Raw genomic sequence first — 16,853 nt, forward strand, 5'->3', positions numbered from 1 at the left:
TGATCAGCGTTGAACCGGCTGTGTGACCGGCGAATCATCCGGAAAATCCGTCCGCTTCGAGAAACTGTACCTCTTCGGTGGTGGTTTCCCGGCCCAGCAGCGCATTGCGATGAGGGAAGCGCCCGAAGCGGGCGATGATATCGGCATGGTGTTGCGCCCAACGCAGTGGCTCGCCGCCGAGGTGGTGATGGCACGCCAGCGACAGATTCTGATCCTCGGCCCGTTCCGAGTGGCAGAACGGCAGGTAGCAGAACTGGCGCAAAGCAGGCTCCACTTGTTCGTCGAGCTTGAAATCCAGCACCTGGCGTGCGTATTCGCGGGCCAACGGGTCGGTGCCGTACATGTGGCCGGTACCCCGGAACGCGTTGCGCGGGTACTGATCGAGCAGCAGCAACAGCGCCAGCGCGCTTTGCGCGTCGCCCAGCCATTGGCCCAGCTCGCGGCGTGCCGCTTGCAGGTGAAGATCGAAGAACGCCTCGCGGAAACGCTCGTCGAAGGCCGGGTTGGCCTTGAACCAGGCGCTCGGGCCTGCGTCGCGCCAGAAGGCAACCACGGCCTGCGGACAATCGGCACGTAGGGTTTGGGCCATGCCATAGGCTCCTTTCGATAAATGAGGGGTCAGTGTGCCTGCCAGGATTCCCGGCATCCATTCCAGTCTTTCATGCGCTGAATAATAAAGATGAATTTCCTTTATGAGAAATCCGGGCGTAGGGTCGCGCTACCTCCACCGGAGCCCAACCATGCCTGAAGCAGACAATCATCCTCACTGGCAGCGCAACCTTGCCGTGTGCGTGTTCGGATCCTTTACCACGCTGGTGGCGATGACGCTGCTGTTGCCGTTTCTGCCTCTATACGTTGCCCAGCTCGGCGTGCAGGACCCTGCCGCCGTGGTGCAGTGGTCTGGCGTTGCGTTCGGGGCGACCTTCTTTCTGCGGCCCTCACCGCACCGCTGTGGGGCCGGCTGGGCGACCGCTACGGGCGCAAGCTGATGCTGATTCGTGCAAGCCTGGGCATGGCAGTCGCGATGTCCCTGATCGGCTTGGCCCAGGATGTGTATCAACTGGTAGCACTGCGCTTGCTAGCCGGGTTGTTGGGTGGCTACGCCTCCGGCTCGACCATCCTGGTGGCGACGCAAACACCCAAGGGCCGTTCGGCCTGGGCGTTGGGCATGCTGGCCTCGGGGGTGATGGCAGGTAATGTTGCGGGGCCGTTGATCGGCGGTTCGCTGCCGCCTCTGATCGGCATCCGCGGCACGTTCATGCTGGCGGGGGGCGTCATCTTCATTGCATTCCTGGCCACGATGTTTTTTCTCAAGGAGGCGCCCCGCCCCGGCCCCGGGCGCGCCAAGGCTTCGCCTGCCATGACCTCGATCGAGCCGCAAGCCAGGCGCAAGGTAGGGGTGATGTACACCACCGCCGCCATGTTGATGTTCGCGACGTTGTCGATCGAGCCGATCATAACGGTGTATCTGCAAGCACTGGGGGCGGAGCCGCTGACACTGATGGCCGGGCTTGCCATGTCCGCCACCGCATTGGGCAGCATTCTCGCGGCGCCACGGGTGGGCAAACTGGCGGACCGTGTCGGCCACTGGAAGGTGGTGGCCGCCTGTTTGCTTTTGGCTGCCGCGACGGTAGTGCCACAAGGCCTGCTCAGCAATAGTTGGCAATTGATTGGCTGGAGATTCGTGATGGGCCTGGCCTTGGGCGGTTTGTTACCCTGCGTCGCCGCGATCATTCGCCACAACGTGCCCGACCACCTGGCCGGGCGCATGCTGGGTTATTCCACCTCGGCCCAGTACAGCGGGCAGGTGCTCGGCCCGCTGGCGGGAGGTTTTCTGGCAGGCCACGTCGGGATGCGCGCAGTGTTTGCACTCACCGCGCTGCTGCTGGCCATTGCAGCCGGATTGGTGTGGGCCTCAAGGCCCAGGCCGGCGACGGCCTGATTCAGCCATGGCCAAACCAATAAACGGCAGCTGCGGCCAGCATCGCCAGCAGGAACGCGGTTGCCCAGGCATCGACATGATGGCTGGCCTTGCGAGGCTTCACGGGATGGCTCATGGTGGTGCCCTCTTGTGGGTTGTTATCAATGGCACTTTCGTACCAGTGAAGGCCAACCTTGGAACAAACACAAGTGGCGGAGCCTACCGGATATAACCTTCTTAGAGCGTTTGGTTCTTTGCATATGCCAATGAGTGGCTTTAATGAATATGTAAAAAAGGGTATCTTCCGGCCGCTCTGCGAGGAGTGCGCGGCCGTGCGCGCAATACCCGCCTGAAAACAGGATCCTTATGTACGTTTACGACCAGTACGACCAACGGATCATCGAGGACCGCGTCAAGCAGTTCCGTGACCAGACCCGCCGATACCTGGCAGGTGAACTGAGCGAAGAAGAATTCCGCCCGCTGCGCTTGCAGAACGGCCTGTACATCCAGCGTTTCGCACCGATGCTGCGCGTCGCTGTGCCCTACGGCCAGCTGACCTCTCGCCAGACGCGCATGCTCGCCAGGATCGCCCGCGACTACGATAAAGGCTACGCACACATCAGCACCCGCCAGAACGTGCAGTACAACTGGCCGGCGCTTGAAGACATTCCCGATATCCTGGCGGAATTGGCCACGGTGCAGATGCACGCCATCCAGACCAGCGGTAACTGCCTGCGCAACGTCACTACCGACCAGTTCGCCGGCGTGGCTGCCGATGAAGTCGTCGACCCGCGCCCGTGGTGCGAAATCGTTCGCCAGTGGACCACCTTCCACCCCGAATTCGCCTACCTGCCACGCAAGTTCAAGATCGCCGTTAATGGCTCGGCTGCCGACCGCGCAGCCATCGAAGTGCACGACATCGGCCTGGAGCCTGTGCGCAATGCCGCTGGCGAGCTGGGCTTCCGAGTGCTGGTCGGCGGAGGCCTGGGCCGCACCCCGATCGTCGGTGCCTTCATCAATGAATTCCTGCCCTGGCAAGACCTGATCAGCTATCTGGATGCGATCCTGCGCGTCTACAACCGCTACGGGCGCCGGGACAACAAGTACAAGGCGCGGATCAAGATCCTGGTCAAAGCGCTCACCCCGAAGTGTTCGCCGAGAAGGTCGAGGCCGAAATGGCCTACCTGCGCGGTGGCAGCACCACACTGACCGAAGCCGAAGTGCAGCGCGTAGCCCAGCACTTCGTCGACCCCGAATACAAGGCCCTGCCCGACCACAGCGCCGAGCTCGCCGCGCTGGATGCCGAGCACCCGGGCTTTGCACGCTGGCGCTCGCGCAACGTGCAGGCGCACAAGCGCGCGGGCTATGCGGCTGTGACCCTGTCGCTCAAACCCACTGGCGTGGCGCCGGGCGATGCCACCGACAAACAGCTCGACGCCATTGCCGACATGGCCGACCGCTACAGTTTCGGCGAGCTGCGCACCTCTCACGAGCAGAACATCATCCTGGCCGATGTCGAGCAGAGCCAATTGCACGCGCTGTGGCTCGAGGCCCGTGAGCAAGGCTTCGCCACGCCGAACATCGGCCTGCTGACCGACATCATCTGCTGCCCGGGCGGTGATTTCTGCTCGCTGGCCAACGCCAAGTCGATCCCGATCGCCGAATCCATCCAGCGCCGTTTCGATGACCTGGACTACCTGTTCGACGTGGGCGAGCTGGACCTGAACATCTCCGGCTGCATGAATGCCTGTGGCCACCACCACGTGGGCCATATCGGCATCCTGGGTGTCGACAAGAAAGGCGAAGAGTTCTACCAGGTCTCGCTCGGCGGCAACTCGGCGCGCGATGCAAGCCTGGGCAAGATCCTCGGCCCCTCCTTCGCGCAGGAGCAGATGGCCGATGTGATCGAAAAACTGATCAACGTCTACGTCGAAACGCGTACCGAAGACGAGCGCTTCATCGACACCTACCAGCGAATCGGGATCGAGCCTTTCAAGGAGCGCGTCTATGCAGCGAATCATTAAGAATGGCGAAGTGGTGGACGAAACCTGGCACCTGCTGCCCAAGGACGCAACCCTCGATGTGCTCAGCAACTGTGACGACTACATCGTGCCGCTGGCCCTGTGGCGTGAGCACGCTCATGCCCTGAAGGCACGCGACGGCGGGCTGGGTATCTGGCTCGACAGCGATGAAGAGGCCGAGGAAATCGGCGACCACGCCAGTGAGTTTCAGGTGATTGCCCTGAACTTCCCGGCGTTCACAGATGGGCGCAACTATTCCAATGCGCGCCTGCTGCGTGATCGCTATCAGTTCAAGGGCGAACTGCGCGCGATCGGTGATGTGCTACGCGATCAGCTGTTTTATCTGCACCGCTGCGGCTTTGACGCGTTCGCCTTGCGTGCCGATAAAGACCCCTATGAGGCGCTTGAAAGCCTGAATGACTTTTCGGTGACCTATCAAGGCGCAACGGACGAGCCACTGCCGTTGTTCCGCCGGCGCGGTTGAGCGCAGAAAAGGCCGCCCATCGGGCGGCCTTTTCATGGGCGGGCATCGGTAGATCGTGGCATCACCCTGATCTTCGACCGCTGAAACGCCCGAGTGCACTGTATCGGGCGTTTCAATTATCTGAACGCAGGGCACCTGCCTGGGCTGGACGGCAATGCTGCCAGACCGACCTCACTCCTGCACAGGCTCCCACCAAGGCTTCACCACCTGCTCGGTGATCTCCCGCGCCAGTCGTTCCTGCACCATCACCCGAGTGCGCCGGTAGATAAGCGAAGCGCGGCGGTACTGATCTTCACTCAGTTGCACCGACTGTGGCACGCCGTCTATGCGCCATGCCACATCGTTCACAGGCTCCACAACATCCACCGGGTGCTCCCAGGCCAAGAAACGCCCTGGGCAACTCATCGCTGGGGGCAATCATCTGGTCGACCAGGGCGCTGGGCAGTTCACCGCTGTCCATAGGCTCGGCCGTCGCCTCCTCTAGCCACTGCAGGGCTTGCTCCCACTGTTCGACGCTTTCGTCCCAACGCGGGTCCAGCAGGCTCAGGTAAGGGCGCCAGTCCTGTTCGCCAAGGGTCGAGCCCAGGGCGTTCTGATCCAGGCCGTGGCTGCTTCTGAGCAACCAGTCCAAAAAGCGGCTCTGCACAGTGTGACTCGCGGCTTGCTCTGGACCGAACAAATCTCGAAGCTCTTCCTGCCAGTGGCGATAGTTATGTTGCAGCAGCGCGTCGAAACGGTCCTCCGGCGCTGCCAACGAGCTGCGTTGAGCGGCTTCGAAGGCTTGCAACTGACGGCTCAGGCCTGCCAGGTTGGGCGCCCAGTAATCATGAATCTGGCTGAAAAGCCGATGCCGAAGTACGCTCAGGCGCTGCTCGAAATCCATGATCGCCGCGCGCTCACGGCTGTAACCATGGCGCGCGTCGAAGACGTGGGCGAGAAACTCACGCCAGGCGGCCGTCGGCGCACCTTCCTGCGCCACTTGTTCACTGACCCAGTCCAGAAACGTTGCATTGACAGAATTGCCCCGCGCAATTCGAACGGCTCGGGTCAGCACAGGATCCGGTGCGATCCAGAAATCGGCACGGTGCAGCACATAAACGCCCAAACCTTGCAACTGCGCCACCTGGCCACCCTGTACCGGATTCTCGTCCATCCGGATATACAGAACGCTGATGTTATCGGGGGCATCCCGCAGCGCCTGGATCAACGGTGCGACCTGCTGCAGGCGGTTGTTACTCAGGTCCACCGAACGCAGCGCACTGTGCCTGCGCCGGATCAGCCCCCCAGGCCACGAGGTAACTCGGTCAGCTGAGCATGCTCCAGGTTCAGGTTGACCAGATTCTCCAGGCCCGTCACATCAGGGGCACGGCCCAGCGGGTTGTTCCATAAGTCGAGGGTATGCAACTCGGATAAGCCCGCTATGAATCCCTCGCTGCCTGAGGGAATCCGAAGATTGCTGCTTTCCATCATCAACGTGCGCAGATGGAGGAGTTTGCCGATAGCCGCCAGATGATCGGCTGCCATCTCTCCGGCGTGATTCCACCGAAAAATCCGCAGGTCGCTCAACTCGGCCAGCTTGCCCAAAGCCTGCGCATCTACTGTATGCAAGCCGGAGATATCCAGCGACTGAAGGGGCCGCGCTGGCTCGAGCACGGGTTGTTGTGGCAACAGAACATCAAACATGTCAGGGCTGGGGCTGAGCTGAGTATTGCCAAGATCAAGTCGTACCAGATGTCTCATCGACTGTATCGCAGTCGGCAAGTGCTGCAGGGGATTATTGCGAAGAATGAGTGTATGGACGTTCGGGAAACACCTCAGAAATGCATCGTTCGATGAGCTCAAGGCCATATCCGACAATTCGAGAATTCGCACATGCGCGAATTCGATATTCAATGCCGGCAGGTTGCTCAAGGGCAGATACGACAACCGCAACGAACTCACCCGGGCACCGTCGTAGCCGTACATATAGGTTTCCCGGCGCCAGCACGCCATGATCGATTGGCTGGCGGTTGCAAGTGCAGCGTCATCCTGTGGGTGCTCGGCGTCTGGCAGCGACGCCTGGAACCGCCATTCGCGCAACGCCGCATCGACTGCCAGCCGCTGTTCTTCCAAGGCTGTGAGAGTATCGGCAAGCGGCAGGCCGCTATCAGCGACCAGCGATTGCCGGAGTTCGGCGAGCGCATCACCTTGAGCCCAGGGGAACAGCCTGCGCAAACGCCATGTGCTCGAACGCATGAGCAGGGAGGACGCTGAAAAGCGACCTGACAGTGGATAACCCAACGCCCCGTTGACGCGCTGCACTGGGCGTAACAGGTAACGTTCGGAAGGTCGGATGCCCAGGTCCCGCTGCGCCCTGCCGACGTCTTCCCAGGCCTGGGCCACGACACGATTTCTCAACCACTGCGGCGTTTCGCCCTTGAACAGTTGTTGACGCGCCGCCGGCGCCAGTGCGTCATGGATGGCCATTTCAAGCGTGGCAGGAGGGCTCCACGCTCCCGCCTGGTTGTATTTGTACTCACTGCCAAAACGCCGGATTTCGATAGCCACCCCCTGCCCTGGCCCGGCGTCACCGAGCGCGGCCCCCTCGAAAGTCGTGCTTTCCAGCCGCAAGTGCACGCCCGAAGGCCACTCCGGCAGGCGCGCCAGGTTGGCCATGAACAGGCGGTCGGCATCATCACCGGGCTCTGCGTTTTCCAGCGCTACCAATGCTCGAGCGGCGCGCAGCCGTCTGCTTTGCTCCAATGCTTTCAACGCAAGTCCCGGAACCAGCTTGCCTTGAGTGAGGTGGTGCATTTGCTCCGGATCGGCGCTGTTGACCACATCCTGGGCCATGTCCACTGGAAGGCTGGGAAAAGACCTGAGTACTGTGATGCCCGCCTCATCGACCTCGGGCTGTCCCAGCCAAAGCGGCATCAATGCGCTCACCTGCGAATGGAGGTAGTCAGCCCAGCGCCATGCCAGTGCCCGGGATTGCTGGTCAGGGACGGGAGAGCCGGCAATGGCCTGGCGCTGCTCGTCGGTCAACACAGCCAATAGCTTGGCCGACCATGCTCCGGAGGTGAAATCATCGGTTTGCACGACAACTTGCGCTGGGCCGTCGCCTGTACCGATCCGAAGAACGCCTTGCGGCCTTTCGTAGTCCAGGCCCAGCCCCTGCGGCCAGCCCGGCAGGCGGCCCAGCGTCAGCAACGTATCGCTGTCGGTTGAGCTCATCACGCCATCCTGGCGCAGAGCGTTTATACAGCCGGCGGCTCCCCGACGCAGGGCGCGCTCGCGGAGCCAGTAACGCAGCGCACCCGGCAGCGGAGCGTGCTGTTCGGCGAGCATCCTCAAACGTTGCTCTGGAACGCCCGACAGCCTCAAGGCGTCAAGCATGTCCTGGTCATCGGCAGCCTCGGGCAAATCGGCGAATGCTCGCAACAAATTGATGCCTTGGCGAGCGAGCGGACTATCTTGAGCCCATTGCCAGCGACCCAGTGGTGCCGGAACCAGCTCCGGAACGATGCCCGAGTGATTGGCTGGCACGTGCAACGCCAGCTCCTGGCCCTGCCCGACGACAGGTACCACTTCATCCTCTTCGAGCCGAACCCAGTGGCCAGTACCCCATGAATAGGCGCCTCCCGGTGCAGAAGGAATATGCCGAGCTGCAGCGTCGCTGTGCCATAGCGCACGGTCGTGGCGCCACAGCCTGGGCTGGCCGTCGCGGCCGTTGGCTATGTGCAAGCCTGAAAGCAAGCGGCCCTGAATACGCTGCAACAGTAGGCCCGCTGCGAGGTTGGCCGCGACCGCGAAAAATTGCCGGACCGCGGCCTTGCGGTCCCCTAAGCTCCAGCTTTGGTAACCGTCATAAAGCTGGCTGGCAACACCATCGACGAATACCGCCAGCGCCCCCAACCCAAGGGTTGGCAACCTGGCACCAGCATGGCGGAGATGAACAACCCTTGTTCGCTGTTGTTGATCCATTGAGCCAGCAAAGCACCGTGCCGCTCGGTGACAAGATCCTGGCTGGGTACTGCCAGCACTCGGGCATTGCTCAGCAGGCAGGCACGCCATTGGCGAAATTGCACTGCCGGGTCGTCATCGGCACGTTCAGTGAATCGCACCGTTGCGGCGTGGGCCGCGCTGGCAGCTGCCACCGGCCGAACCAGCGGCGAGTCAGTGGCGTCACCCAGGTTGGCGGCCAATTGACGTGCCAACTGCGGTTGCTCGTTCAAACGGGCCAGCCTCAAGGCAAATGCCCGGCCAGCTCGATTACGCAACACAGCGACCAGGTAATCACGGGCCAGGTCGGCATGAGCGAAACCGTGCAGCGCGCCGCCTGGCGCATTGGGCGCGTAGAGCACCGCACCTTCCTGCCTGCCGTCGTAGAGGAAAGCGCCCTCCAACTGGCAGCCAAACACCCTTACCTCGCGCGCAGAGCCGGCCAGTTGGCCGCTGCCCAGGCGGTCTGCCAATTCCGGTGCGATGTGCCCCTGCAGGCGAGCTTCGCAGATCGCCAATGCAAGCTGCGCCTGCTGCCAGGCCACAAAAGCGTGCTCAAGCACTGAACTGATGTGCTCATCCAGAAAGAGAATGCGATTGAGCTCGCGTTGATACGCTCCCCCGATGTCCAACAGATAGGCGGCTTTGACAAAGTCACGGGGGCGAACCTGATCGCTACCGTGGACAGTGAAGGCCTCCTCGGGGTCGCCAAAGCCGTCGGGGCTTGGGTAATTGACCAACGCGGCGCGCAGGAGTGAGCTGGTTCGCTCTCGCCCGGGGCAGAGCGGCTCGAGCACTGCACTCACCAGCGAGCCACTGGCGTTGATCGGCCCGCCCACCGAAGGCAGGCAGGAGGGCCGCCAGCGGCGCTCGATGGTCACTTTTTCGGGGTCTACTCCGGTACCGAAGTGGCTGTCCAGCATCGGCTGAAGACGTTCCAGCGCGAAGGTCGATGGGTCCGGTATATGGCTGAGCGCCGTGCGCAGCGCCTGGCATGAGCCTTCAGCCCTGAGCGTCAGGGCTTCCAGCTGATCGCGCGATTGCTGATTGGCCTTGAGCAGCCAATCAGGCAGGCGTGCCTTGAAAACGTCGTAGTAGGGAATACGCTGGTTCATTGAAGAGCCTCCATGAAAAGGCCCTACCCTGCGGCAACCTGCGCACTGGCATGCGGCGTTTATCTACCACATGCGCCATTGGCTCAATGCCGCCCACGCGCGGCTTGCACCTTGCTCTGCCGCTGCGGCTGCGGCCAGGCCGACACGCTCCTGCAGGCTCTTGCGCTCCTCGAAGTGGAGGCTGAACAGCTCGGCAACCTTGGCTCGTTCGGCCAGGTATTCGTCGCTGGTCTTGATCTCGTCCACCAGCTTCATGTCGAGCGCGCTCACGCCCAGCCACACTTCACCGGTAGCGACGGCTTCGATCAACAGCTGCGGGCGGTAATGCACCACGAAGTTCTTGAACAGGCGGTGAGTGATTTCAAGGTCTTCCTGAAACTTCTCACGACCCTTCTCGGTGTTTTCGCCCAGTACCGTGAGCGTGCGCTTGTACTCGCCAGCGGTGTGCATTTCGACATCGATGTCGTGTTTGCGCAGCAGGCGATGAACGTTGGGCAGCTGTGCGACCACGCCGATCGAGCCGATGACCGCAAACGGTGCGCTGAGAATCTTTTCACCGATGCAGGCCATCATGTAACCGCCGCTGGCGGCGACCTTGTCGACGCACACCGTCAGCGGAATACCTGCCTGGCGGATGCGCGCCAGTTGCGAAGAAGCCAGGCCATAGCTATGTACCAGGCCGCCGCCGCTCTCAAGGCGCAGCACGACCTCATCCCGAGGCGTGGCAACCGTCAGCAGCGCGGTGATCTCACGGCGCAGGCTTTCGGTGGCCGAGGCTTTGATATCGCCGTCGAAGTCCAGCACGAATACCCGCTCGGAATTGTCCTTGCGCTTCTTGCTGGCCTTTTGGGCCTTGGCTTGCTGCTTGCGCAGGCGTTTGAGTGCGTCCTTGTCGAGCAGGCTGCTTTCCAGCCGCTCGCGCAGCTGCCTGTATGCATCGTTGAGTTTGTGTACCTGCAACTGGCCGCCCTTGCGGCGGCCTTTGCTGCGGGCGGAAGCCACCGCCGCCAGAACGATCAGGATGGCTACCACCAAGGTGGCGGTCTTGGCGAGAAAGCCCAGGTAATCGGCGAAAAACTCCACAGTGTCTCCTTGTTGGCGCAAGCCCTGGCCGTGCCACGGCGCGGCGATGGCGGCAAGCATACCGGCGCGCTGTGGCGGCGGCCAGCGGTGGCCAACAGGCGGTGCTGAAACACCCTTTTGAAACGAGCGTATGAAATGCCGTTGACAGCGCCCGCCCCTTGCTCCTAACCTGCGCCATCGCTCGCCGCGCGAGCCCTCACGAGCCCCAACCGGAGTCCACCATGACCGACGTTTCCCGCGCCATCGAAGCCATGAAAGCCCGATTCAACCCCGCTGCTGCCAGCGGGCTCGACCTGATCTTCGGTTTCAACATCGACGATGCCCAGCACTTCAACCTGATCGTCAAGGACGGCACCTGCGAGCTGCAGGAAGGCGAAAATGCCGATGCCAACGTCACTCTGGTCACCGACAGCGAAACCCTCGCGGGCATCGTGAGCGGTGAAACCGACGGCATGCAGGCCTTCATGCAGGGCAAGCTGCGCACCGAAGGCGACATGATGCTGGCGCTCAAACTCAATGAGCTGTTCCCGGCCTGAGCCCGTTCCCGCCAGCCAGCAGCGCGGCCAGCGTTGCGCGCAGTTTGCCTGGTTTGGCGGGTTTGTTGAGCTGCGGCGCGCCCAGCGTGCGCATCGCCTGCCGGCAGGCATCGCTACGGTCAGCAGTAATGAACAGCGCTGCCAGGCCCTGCCCCATGCCTGGCGCAGGGTTACCAGCAGCTCGGTGCCAAGCCTGCCATGGTCCAGGTGATAGTCGATTATCACCACTTGCGCTGGCGGGCCCGCCAAGGCGCTTTGTTCATCGAGTGCAGTGCGTACCTGGCACCCCCACTGTGAAAGCAGCGCAGCCATGCTTTCCAGAATCGCCGGTTCGTTGTCTATCACCAATACCGACGCACCGTGCAATGGGTCGAACGACATCGGCAAGCCAGGCGACCTCGCTATCGGTACCAGCGCCTGCGTCGAGACGGGCAGTTGCACACTGAACACCGAGCCTTTCCCGACGCAAGACCTTACCCCGAGCGGATGGCCCAGGATACCGGCCATGCGTTCGACGATCGCCAGGCCCAGCCCGACCCCCTGCCGATCGGCGGCGCGCCCGTTGTCGAGCTGGCGGAACGCCTGAAATATCACCTGTTGCTGATCCTCGGAATGCCACAACCGCTGTCCCAGACCTGCAACAGAACATGCCCGCTGCGCCGCCTGAGGCTCACCAGCACAGCGCCAGTCGCGGTATAGCGGCAGGCATTGCTGATCAGGTTGCGCACGATGCGCGCAAGCAGATGGGCATCGGTTTCCACGACCGCATCGAAGTGGGCACGGCAGCGAATCTTCAACCCCTTTGCCGCCGCCACCGGCTCGAACTCAGCAGCCATCGACGGCAGCCACTGATGCAAGGCCAGCGGCGCAAGGCTGGGCACCACGGCGTCCTGGTCGAGCCGGGCGATGTCGAGCAGGTCACTGAGCAGTTGCTCTGCACCTTCCAGCGCCAGATGGCTGCGCTCCACCAGGTGTGCTTCGACAGCCGGCAGGCTGCGCTCGCGCAGGTCGCGATCGACAGCCGCGCGGCATTGAGCGGCTGGAGCAGGTCGTGGCTGGCGGCGGCCAGGTATTTATCCTTGCTGCGGTTCGCAGCTTCGGCGGCATCGCGCGCCAACCGCAGTTGTTCGGTGCGCTCCAGCACCCTGCGCTCCAGCTCATCATTGAGCTGGCGGTAGCGATTGCGTTCGGTCTCAAGCTCTTCAAGGCGCCCACCAGCTCGGCGTAGTGGTGCTTGCGCATGGAGTGGTTGCCCAGGCCCAGCAATCCCTCGAGCGATGCGCTGTCGGGTTCAGAGGGCTTCGCCAAACACCACCTCCACGTCGCGCTGGTTGGAATGCCGTGGGTTGGTGAGGATGCACGGGTCACCCATGGCGTGAGCCGACAGAAACGGAATGTCCGACGAACCCACCCCATGCCCTCCGAGTGTTTCGTGAAAGCCCACTGCGCGCTTGAGGGCGATCAGGTGCTGTACCAGGCGCTCGCGCACCTGCCCGGCATTGAGGCCGCGGCAGTCGATGCCGAAGGTTTCGGCGATTACCCTGAAACGCTCGGGCGCCGCGCTGTAGTTGAAGGCGACCACATGTTCGATCAATACCGCGTTGCACAAGCCGTGGGGCAAGTCGAGAAACCCGCCCAGGCTGTGCGACATGGCATGCACCGCGCCGAGGATGGCATTGGAAAATGCAAGCCCGGCCTGCATGCTGCCCAGCATGACCTTTTCGCGTAGCGCAATGTCGGTAGGGTTGGCGATCATCGGCACCAGGTGCCCGTTGATCAGGCGCATGGCTTCCAGAGCATGCGGGTCGGTCAAGGGCCCGTTACCGGTGGAGACGAACGCCTCGATGGCATGTACCAGTGCGTCGATGCCGGTACAGGCAGAGAGAAACGGGTCCATGCTGGCAGTGGTTTCCGGATCGATGAGCGCCACATCAGGCACCACGGCCTTGCTGACAATGGAAAATTTCATCCGCTCACGCTGATCGGAGATGATCACGAACTGCGAAACGTCCGCCGAGGTGCCCGCCGTAGTAGGGATCAGGATCAGGGGCGGGCTGGGCGTGCGCAGTGTGTCCACACCTTCGAATTCCAGGATGTTGCGCCCGTGGGCGGCGACGATGCCGATCGCCTTGGCGCAGTCCATCGGGCTGCCGCCACCAATGGCCACGATCACGTCACATTGCTGTTCGTGATAGAACTCCGCCCCCGCCATGACCTCTTCGACCCGCGGGTTGGGCGACACTGCACTGAACAGGCTCCAGGCCAGGCCCTGAGCGTCGAAACTGGCCTGCACATCGGCTACCCAACCGGCGGCGATCACACCGGGGTCACTGACCAGCAACACCCGCCGTGCCCCGAAGTGCCGAGCATAATGGGCCGCACTGTGACGGCTGCCAGCACCGAAGATGATTTCGGGTGAAACGAACTTGCGCAGCGCGCTCAAGGAGGCGGTCATGGCAGGGCCTTGTTCTTATGCATTTTGCGCGCAGGGTATCACGCCCCGCCCCTCTGCGCCGGGACCCGGTGCTCGCGGCAGAACGCCAGAAACTGCTGCGCCGGCAGCGCCTTGGCATACAGCCAGCCCTGAACGTAATCGACCTCGCGCGCGCGCAGGTAATCGGCTTGTGCAACGGTTTCGACCCCTTCGGCGACAATGCGCAAGCCCAGTTCGCGAGCCATGTCGATGATGTGATCGGTGACCGCGCTGGTGGGGGCATCGGCACCGAGCGTGTCGATGAAGGCTTTGTCGATCTTCAGCACATCCAGCGGCAGGCCTTGCAGGTATTGAAGGCTCGAATAGCCGGTGCCGAAGTCATCGATGGCCACCCGGTGGCCCGCGGCTCGGGCAGTTTCGATGGTTTGCCGGGCACGGTCGATGTCCATGAAGCCCCGCTCGGTCGCCTCGAGCCACAGCTGCTCAGCTGCGATGCCCGTACCCTCCAGCACGCGGGCGACCACGGGCAGCACCCGCCCGCTTTTGAGGTCTTCTGCGCACAGGTTCACGGCAACGTGCAACTGGGGGTCGCTACGCAACAGGGCGCCGAGTTCGTCGACCACGGCCTCCAGCACCAGATCGGTGATCGGCTGGATCAGGCCGCTTTCTTCAGCCAGGGGAATGAACAGATCCGGGCGAACCATGCTGCCATCGGGGCGGCGCCAGCGCACAAGGGCTTCGGCCCCGGCACACCCGCCACTGGCGAGGTGCATGATGGGCTGGTAATGCACCTCGAACTCACGCTGGCGCACCGCAATCTGCAGCTCTCCCAGCGGCGACAGCCGCCGCCGGCACAGCGCTATCACCAACCCCACCAGCCCTGCGCCGCAGGCCAGGGCCAACGGCAGCAGCCAGAGCATCTGAGTAGTGAACACAGCAGCAGGCGCCTGCGGGCCTGCCACCACGGCTTGCCAGCCCGGGGCTGCCGCCTGTTCTGCCAGCAGGCCGGCGGGCGCCTCGCCCCCCTCGGCCAGAACCGCCAACAGCCGACTGTCGGCGCCATCGTTATGGGCCAATAAGGTGCCGTTGGCGCCCAGAAGGCCGATCTGCATCGGCGACTCGGTCAGCACATCCGCCAGGCGCGACGAAATGATCAGTGCGTTGTAGTCGCCCTGCTGCAAACCCACCATGGCAGTGCCTTGGCCGACCAGTGGATGAACCGAGGTGAACACTTCAGTGCCATTGGCGAGGCGATAATCGCCGGCACCTTGCAGTACCACCTGGTTCACCGTACCCCAAGAGCTGCAGCGCAGGCGCCCATCCTGAAAGTAACCGATCTCTTCGATGAACCGAGTATTGGCAGTGAGCGCCTGCATCTGCGCGATGTGCCCGGCGCTGCAAGGCACCTCATAGCTCTGCTGCATCGTGGCAAGGGCCTGTTGCGCACCCTCGAACGATAACTGCGCCCGCTGGATCGCCCATTGCGCAGTGGCCTGCAACCGCATGCGCGCCTCGCGCTGGGCGCCCTGCCAGGCCAGCCAGCCGGCCAGCACCAAGGGCAGCGTGGCGGCGGCCACTGCCGCCAGGCAACTGATCAGAACTATGCGTTTGCGCATCACGGGCAGGGTCCTTTGCGTGCGTTCGGTCACAAGCCTATGCCTGGATCGCTCACCTGCCAACCATCGCCATGGCGTTTTTCAATAGGGTCGATGGCGTAATTCGATGTGCGCCATTTCAAGCCTTGGCCGATGCTTTCACCGCGCTCCCCACAACAAGATCGGTGCCCACCATGAAGACTGTTTTGCAACTGCTCAAGGAAAAACCTGAAAGCCACCAGGCTGTGCTTACCATCGGGCCCGATCAGTCCGTGCTCGATGCCTTGCGCCTGATGGCGCAGATCAACGTGGGCGCCCTGCCTGTGGTCGAACAGGGGCAAGTGGTGGGTGTGGTCAGCGAACGGGACTATGCGCGCAAGATGGTGCTGCTGGGGCGGTCATCGGCGGGCACACCGGTGCGTTCGATCATGAACGCACCGGTCATTACCGTTGGGCCCGGGGAAACCCTTGAGCGCTGCATGAACATCATGACCGACAGCCACCTGCGTCACTTGCCGGTCGTGGAAAGGGGTGAGTTGATAGGCCTGCTGTCGATCGGTGACCTGGTCAAGGCAGCCATCGCGGAGCAGGCGCAATTGATCGGGCAACTGGAACAGTACATCCGCGGGGAGCACTGATCCAGTTGCCGCAGGCGGTTTTCAGCGCGTCCACCATTGTTGAACGCAGTGCTGAGTGAGCGCCCAGCCCAGCGCTTCGAACGCCGCCTCCCTGGCGCCTGCAAGCCCCCGATACAGTGCGTTGTACTGGCCTTCGCTCAAATGCACAGGCCCTCGGTCATCCGGCCATTGAATATCGGCTATCACAGCGCCCTGCGAGGTGCTTGTCTGGTTCTCGGCCGCTATGCCACCGGCAGCGGCCTGGCGCAAGCTCGCAAGTTGCTCATCGGTCAAGCCGTCCGTGGCGACCTGCTCAAGGTTTGAAGCGGCATCCTCGGCCCAATCCTGCAGGCGGTCCCACAGTGCCTCGGCCTGTTGCCACTGCGGGACACCGTAGCGCAGGTAAGGCTCCCAACTGCGGCTCAGGCTCGCAATGCTGCGCAACGGGTTGGTGTCGCCGCTTGAGGGTGAACGGCCCACCAGCTCGCGGGAAAATGCCAATGCTGTCGTTTGATGGCTGTAGAGGTGATCCAGCAGGGGGTTGAACGCGTCGGGGGTACCCATGCGAATGCTCAATGACGGAAGAAATGCGCCAATCTCCAAAGCGGTCCACCAAGTCCATTCGTGGAGGTTGTTCGGGTCGCTGAGGTCGAACAGCGGATTGGCTACCGCATTGGCGAACACCCGCTCGCGCAAAGCGCCCAGACGCGCCTGAAACTCCTCGTCAGCCATACCCTGGCGCGCCAGGTGATAAACCGAGGTGCGTGCTTCGGCCTGGCGGATCATGCTTTCTCGATCAGCAGCCCCCACCGCATTGCCCAACGCTTCGTCCGCCACGATGGCCGTTGCATCGAACAGGGCAGCGAGGGCATCCTCCAGCCAATCTACAGCCTCCCCTCGTTCCAGAAGCCGCGTGGCACATTCACTGAACACCTCCAGCGTCCGGTCTGCGGCCCGGCTGCGCTCGCGAAAACGCTCCACTGCCCGCACCAGCCTGGGCTCGTTGGCGAACCATTGATCAGGCTGGTGCATGCAGGCGATCCCTGACTGCCTCAGCGACTCGGCG

Annotated in this window: 13 protein-coding genes and 2 pseudogenes; 6 read left to right on the top strand and 9 right to left on the bottom strand. The window is 62.7% G+C overall.

All coding sequences use genetic code 11. The features are described 5' to 3' along the window. Window positions 1-34: 34 nt before the first annotated feature. On the bottom strand, window positions 35-589 hold the full coding sequence (locus LN139_RS10065) for a DUF924 family protein (protein ID WP_236359769.1): 555 nt from the start codon (window positions 587-589) through the stop codon (window positions 35-37). Window positions 590-740: 151 nt separating this feature from the next. Here LN139_RS10065 and LN139_RS10070 point away from each other — a divergent pair, with 151 nt between their 5' ends. The 4 genes and pseudogenes from LN139_RS10070 (at window position 741) to LN139_RS10085 (ending at window position 4,426) form a co-directional block, all read left to right on the top strand. Continuing rightward, window positions 741-989, top strand: coding sequence for a hypothetical protein (locus LN139_RS10070; protein WP_236359770.1), 249 nt, complete (start codon window positions 741-743; stop codon window positions 987-989). Then, a complete protein-coding gene (locus LN139_RS10075; protein WP_236359771.1) occupies window positions 896-1,942 on the top strand; it encodes an MFS transporter in 1,047 nt (348 codons plus the stop codon). The genes LN139_RS10070 and LN139_RS10075 overlap by 94 nt, the downstream gene beginning before the upstream one ends. Window positions 1,943-2,287: 345 nt before the next feature. Then, a pseudogene (locus LN139_RS10080) lies at window positions 2,288-3,945 on the top strand (nitrite/sulfite reductase). Then, the gene (locus LN139_RS10085; RefSeq protein WP_236359772.1) at window positions 3,929-4,426 is read left to right on the top strand and encodes a DUF934 domain-containing protein; all 498 of its coding nucleotides are present in this window, start codon (window positions 3,929-3,931) and stop codon (window positions 4,424-4,426) included. Before LN139_RS10080 ends, LN139_RS10085 begins: the two are co-directional and overlap by 17 nt. Window positions 4,427-4,597: 171 nt before the next feature. On the opposite strand, the gene LN139_RS24810 is transcribed toward LN139_RS10085, so the two are convergent. The 4 genes from LN139_RS24810 to sohB form a co-directional block, all read right to left on the bottom strand. Beyond that, window positions 4,598-4,732 (bottom strand): hypothetical protein, encoded by a 135-nt coding sequence (locus LN139_RS24810; protein ID WP_268944849.1) that lies wholly within the window; start codon window positions 4,730-4,732, stop codon window positions 4,598-4,600. After that, a complete protein-coding gene (locus LN139_RS10090; RefSeq protein WP_236359773.1) occupies window positions 4,719-5,672 on the bottom strand; it encodes a hypothetical protein in 954 nt (317 codons plus the stop codon). Before LN139_RS10090 ends, LN139_RS24810 begins: the two co-directional genes overlap by 14 nt. A gap of 2,575 nt (window positions 5,673-8,247) precedes the next feature. Further along, window positions 8,248-9,522, bottom strand: coding sequence for a dermonecrotic toxin domain-containing protein (locus tag LN139_RS25170; protein WP_329611032.1), 1,275 nt, complete (start codon window positions 9,520-9,522; stop codon window positions 8,248-8,250). Between the two features lie 63 nt (window positions 9,523-9,585). Next, window positions 9,586-10,605 (bottom strand): protease SohB, encoded by a 1,020-nt coding sequence (gene sohB / locus LN139_RS10100; RefSeq protein WP_236360351.1) that lies wholly within the window; start codon window positions 10,603-10,605, stop codon window positions 9,586-9,588. Between the two features lie 221 nt (window positions 10,606-10,826). Between sohB and LN139_RS10105 the strand changes: the two genes are divergently transcribed. Beyond that, window positions 10,827-11,141, top strand: a complete 315-nt coding sequence (locus LN139_RS10105) for an SCP2 sterol-binding domain-containing protein (protein ID WP_236359775.1) — start codon at window positions 10,827-10,829, stop codon at window positions 11,139-11,141. Here the strand turns inward: LN139_RS10105 and LN139_RS10110 are convergent. From LN139_RS10110 to LN139_RS10120, 3 genes and pseudogenes are all read right to left on the bottom strand, one after another. Next, window positions 11,119-12,449, bottom strand: a pseudogene (locus LN139_RS10110) (ATP-binding response regulator). The gene LN139_RS10105 and the pseudogene LN139_RS10110 sit on opposite strands and share 23 nt — an antisense overlap. After that, window positions 12,433-13,596 carry an alcohol dehydrogenase-like regulatory protein ErcA gene (gene ercA, locus LN139_RS10115; RefSeq protein ID WP_236359776.1) on the bottom strand — a complete coding sequence of 388 codons (1,164 nt, stop codon included), beginning with the start codon at window positions 13,594-13,596 and terminating at the stop codon, window positions 12,433-12,435. The pseudogene LN139_RS10110 and the gene ercA overlap by 17 nt, the downstream one beginning before the upstream one ends. 38 nt (window positions 13,597-13,634) lie before the next feature. Continuing rightward, the gene (locus LN139_RS10120) at window positions 13,635-15,191 is read right to left on the bottom strand and encodes an EAL domain-containing protein (RefSeq protein ID WP_236359777.1); all 1,557 of its coding nucleotides are present in this window, start codon (window positions 15,189-15,191) and stop codon (window positions 13,635-13,637) included. A gap of 173 nt (window positions 15,192-15,364) precedes the next feature. On the opposite strand from LN139_RS10120, the gene LN139_RS10125 reads away from it, so the two are divergent. Next, the gene (locus LN139_RS10125) at window positions 15,365-15,808 is read left to right on the top strand and encodes a CBS domain-containing protein (RefSeq protein WP_236359778.1); all 444 of its coding nucleotides are present in this window, start codon (window positions 15,365-15,367) and stop codon (window positions 15,806-15,808) included. A 21-nt stretch (window positions 15,809-15,829) separates the two neighbouring features. On the opposite strand, the gene LN139_RS10130 is transcribed toward LN139_RS10125, so the two are convergent. Further along, window positions 15,830-16,819 carry a hypothetical protein gene (locus LN139_RS10130; protein ID WP_236359779.1) on the bottom strand — a complete coding sequence of 330 codons (990 nt, stop codon included), beginning with the start codon at window positions 16,817-16,819 and terminating at the stop codon, window positions 15,830-15,832. Between the last annotated feature and the right edge of the window lie 34 nt (window positions 16,820-16,853).

Source organism: Pseudomonas sp. KNUC1026, assembly GCF_021650705.1.
Taxonomy (GTDB): Bacteria; Pseudomonadota; Gammaproteobacteria; order Pseudomonadales; family Pseudomonadaceae; genus Aquipseudomonas.

Excerpts from the sequence above, each read along its gene's own strand:
- LN139_RS10065 (WP_236359769.1), bottom strand. The coding sequence starts at position 589 with ATGGCCCAAACCCTACGTGCCGATTGTCCGCAGGCCGTGGTTGCCTTC.
- LN139_RS10070 (WP_236359770.1), top strand. The coding sequence starts at position 741 with ATGCCTGAAGCAGACAATCATCCTCACTGGCAGCGCAACCTTGCCGTG.
- LN139_RS10085 (WP_236359772.1), top strand. The coding sequence starts at position 3,929 with ATGCAGCGAATCATTAAGAATGGCGAAGTGGTGGACGAAACCTGGCAC.
- LN139_RS25170 (WP_329611032.1), bottom strand. The coding sequence starts at position 9,522 with ATGAACCAGCGTATTCCCTACTACGACGTTTTCAAGGCACGCCTGCCT.
- LN139_RS10105 (WP_236359775.1), top strand. The coding sequence starts at position 10,827 with ATGACCGACGTTTCCCGCGCCATCGAAGCCATGAAAGCCCGATTCAAC.
- ercA (WP_236359776.1), bottom strand. The coding sequence starts at position 13,596 with ATGACCGCCTCCTTGAGCGCGCTGCGCAAGTTCGTTTCACCCGAAATC.
- LN139_RS10120 (WP_236359777.1), bottom strand. The coding sequence starts at position 15,191 with ATGCGCAAACGCATAGTTCTGATCAGTTGCCTGGCGGCAGTGGCCGCC.
- LN139_RS10125 (WP_236359778.1), top strand. The coding sequence starts at position 15,365 with ATGAAGACTGTTTTGCAACTGCTCAAGGAAAAACCTGAAAGCCACCAG.
- LN139_RS10130 (WP_236359779.1), bottom strand. The coding sequence starts at position 16,819 with ATGCACCAGCCTGATCAATGGTTCGCCAACGAGCCCAGGCTGGTGCGG.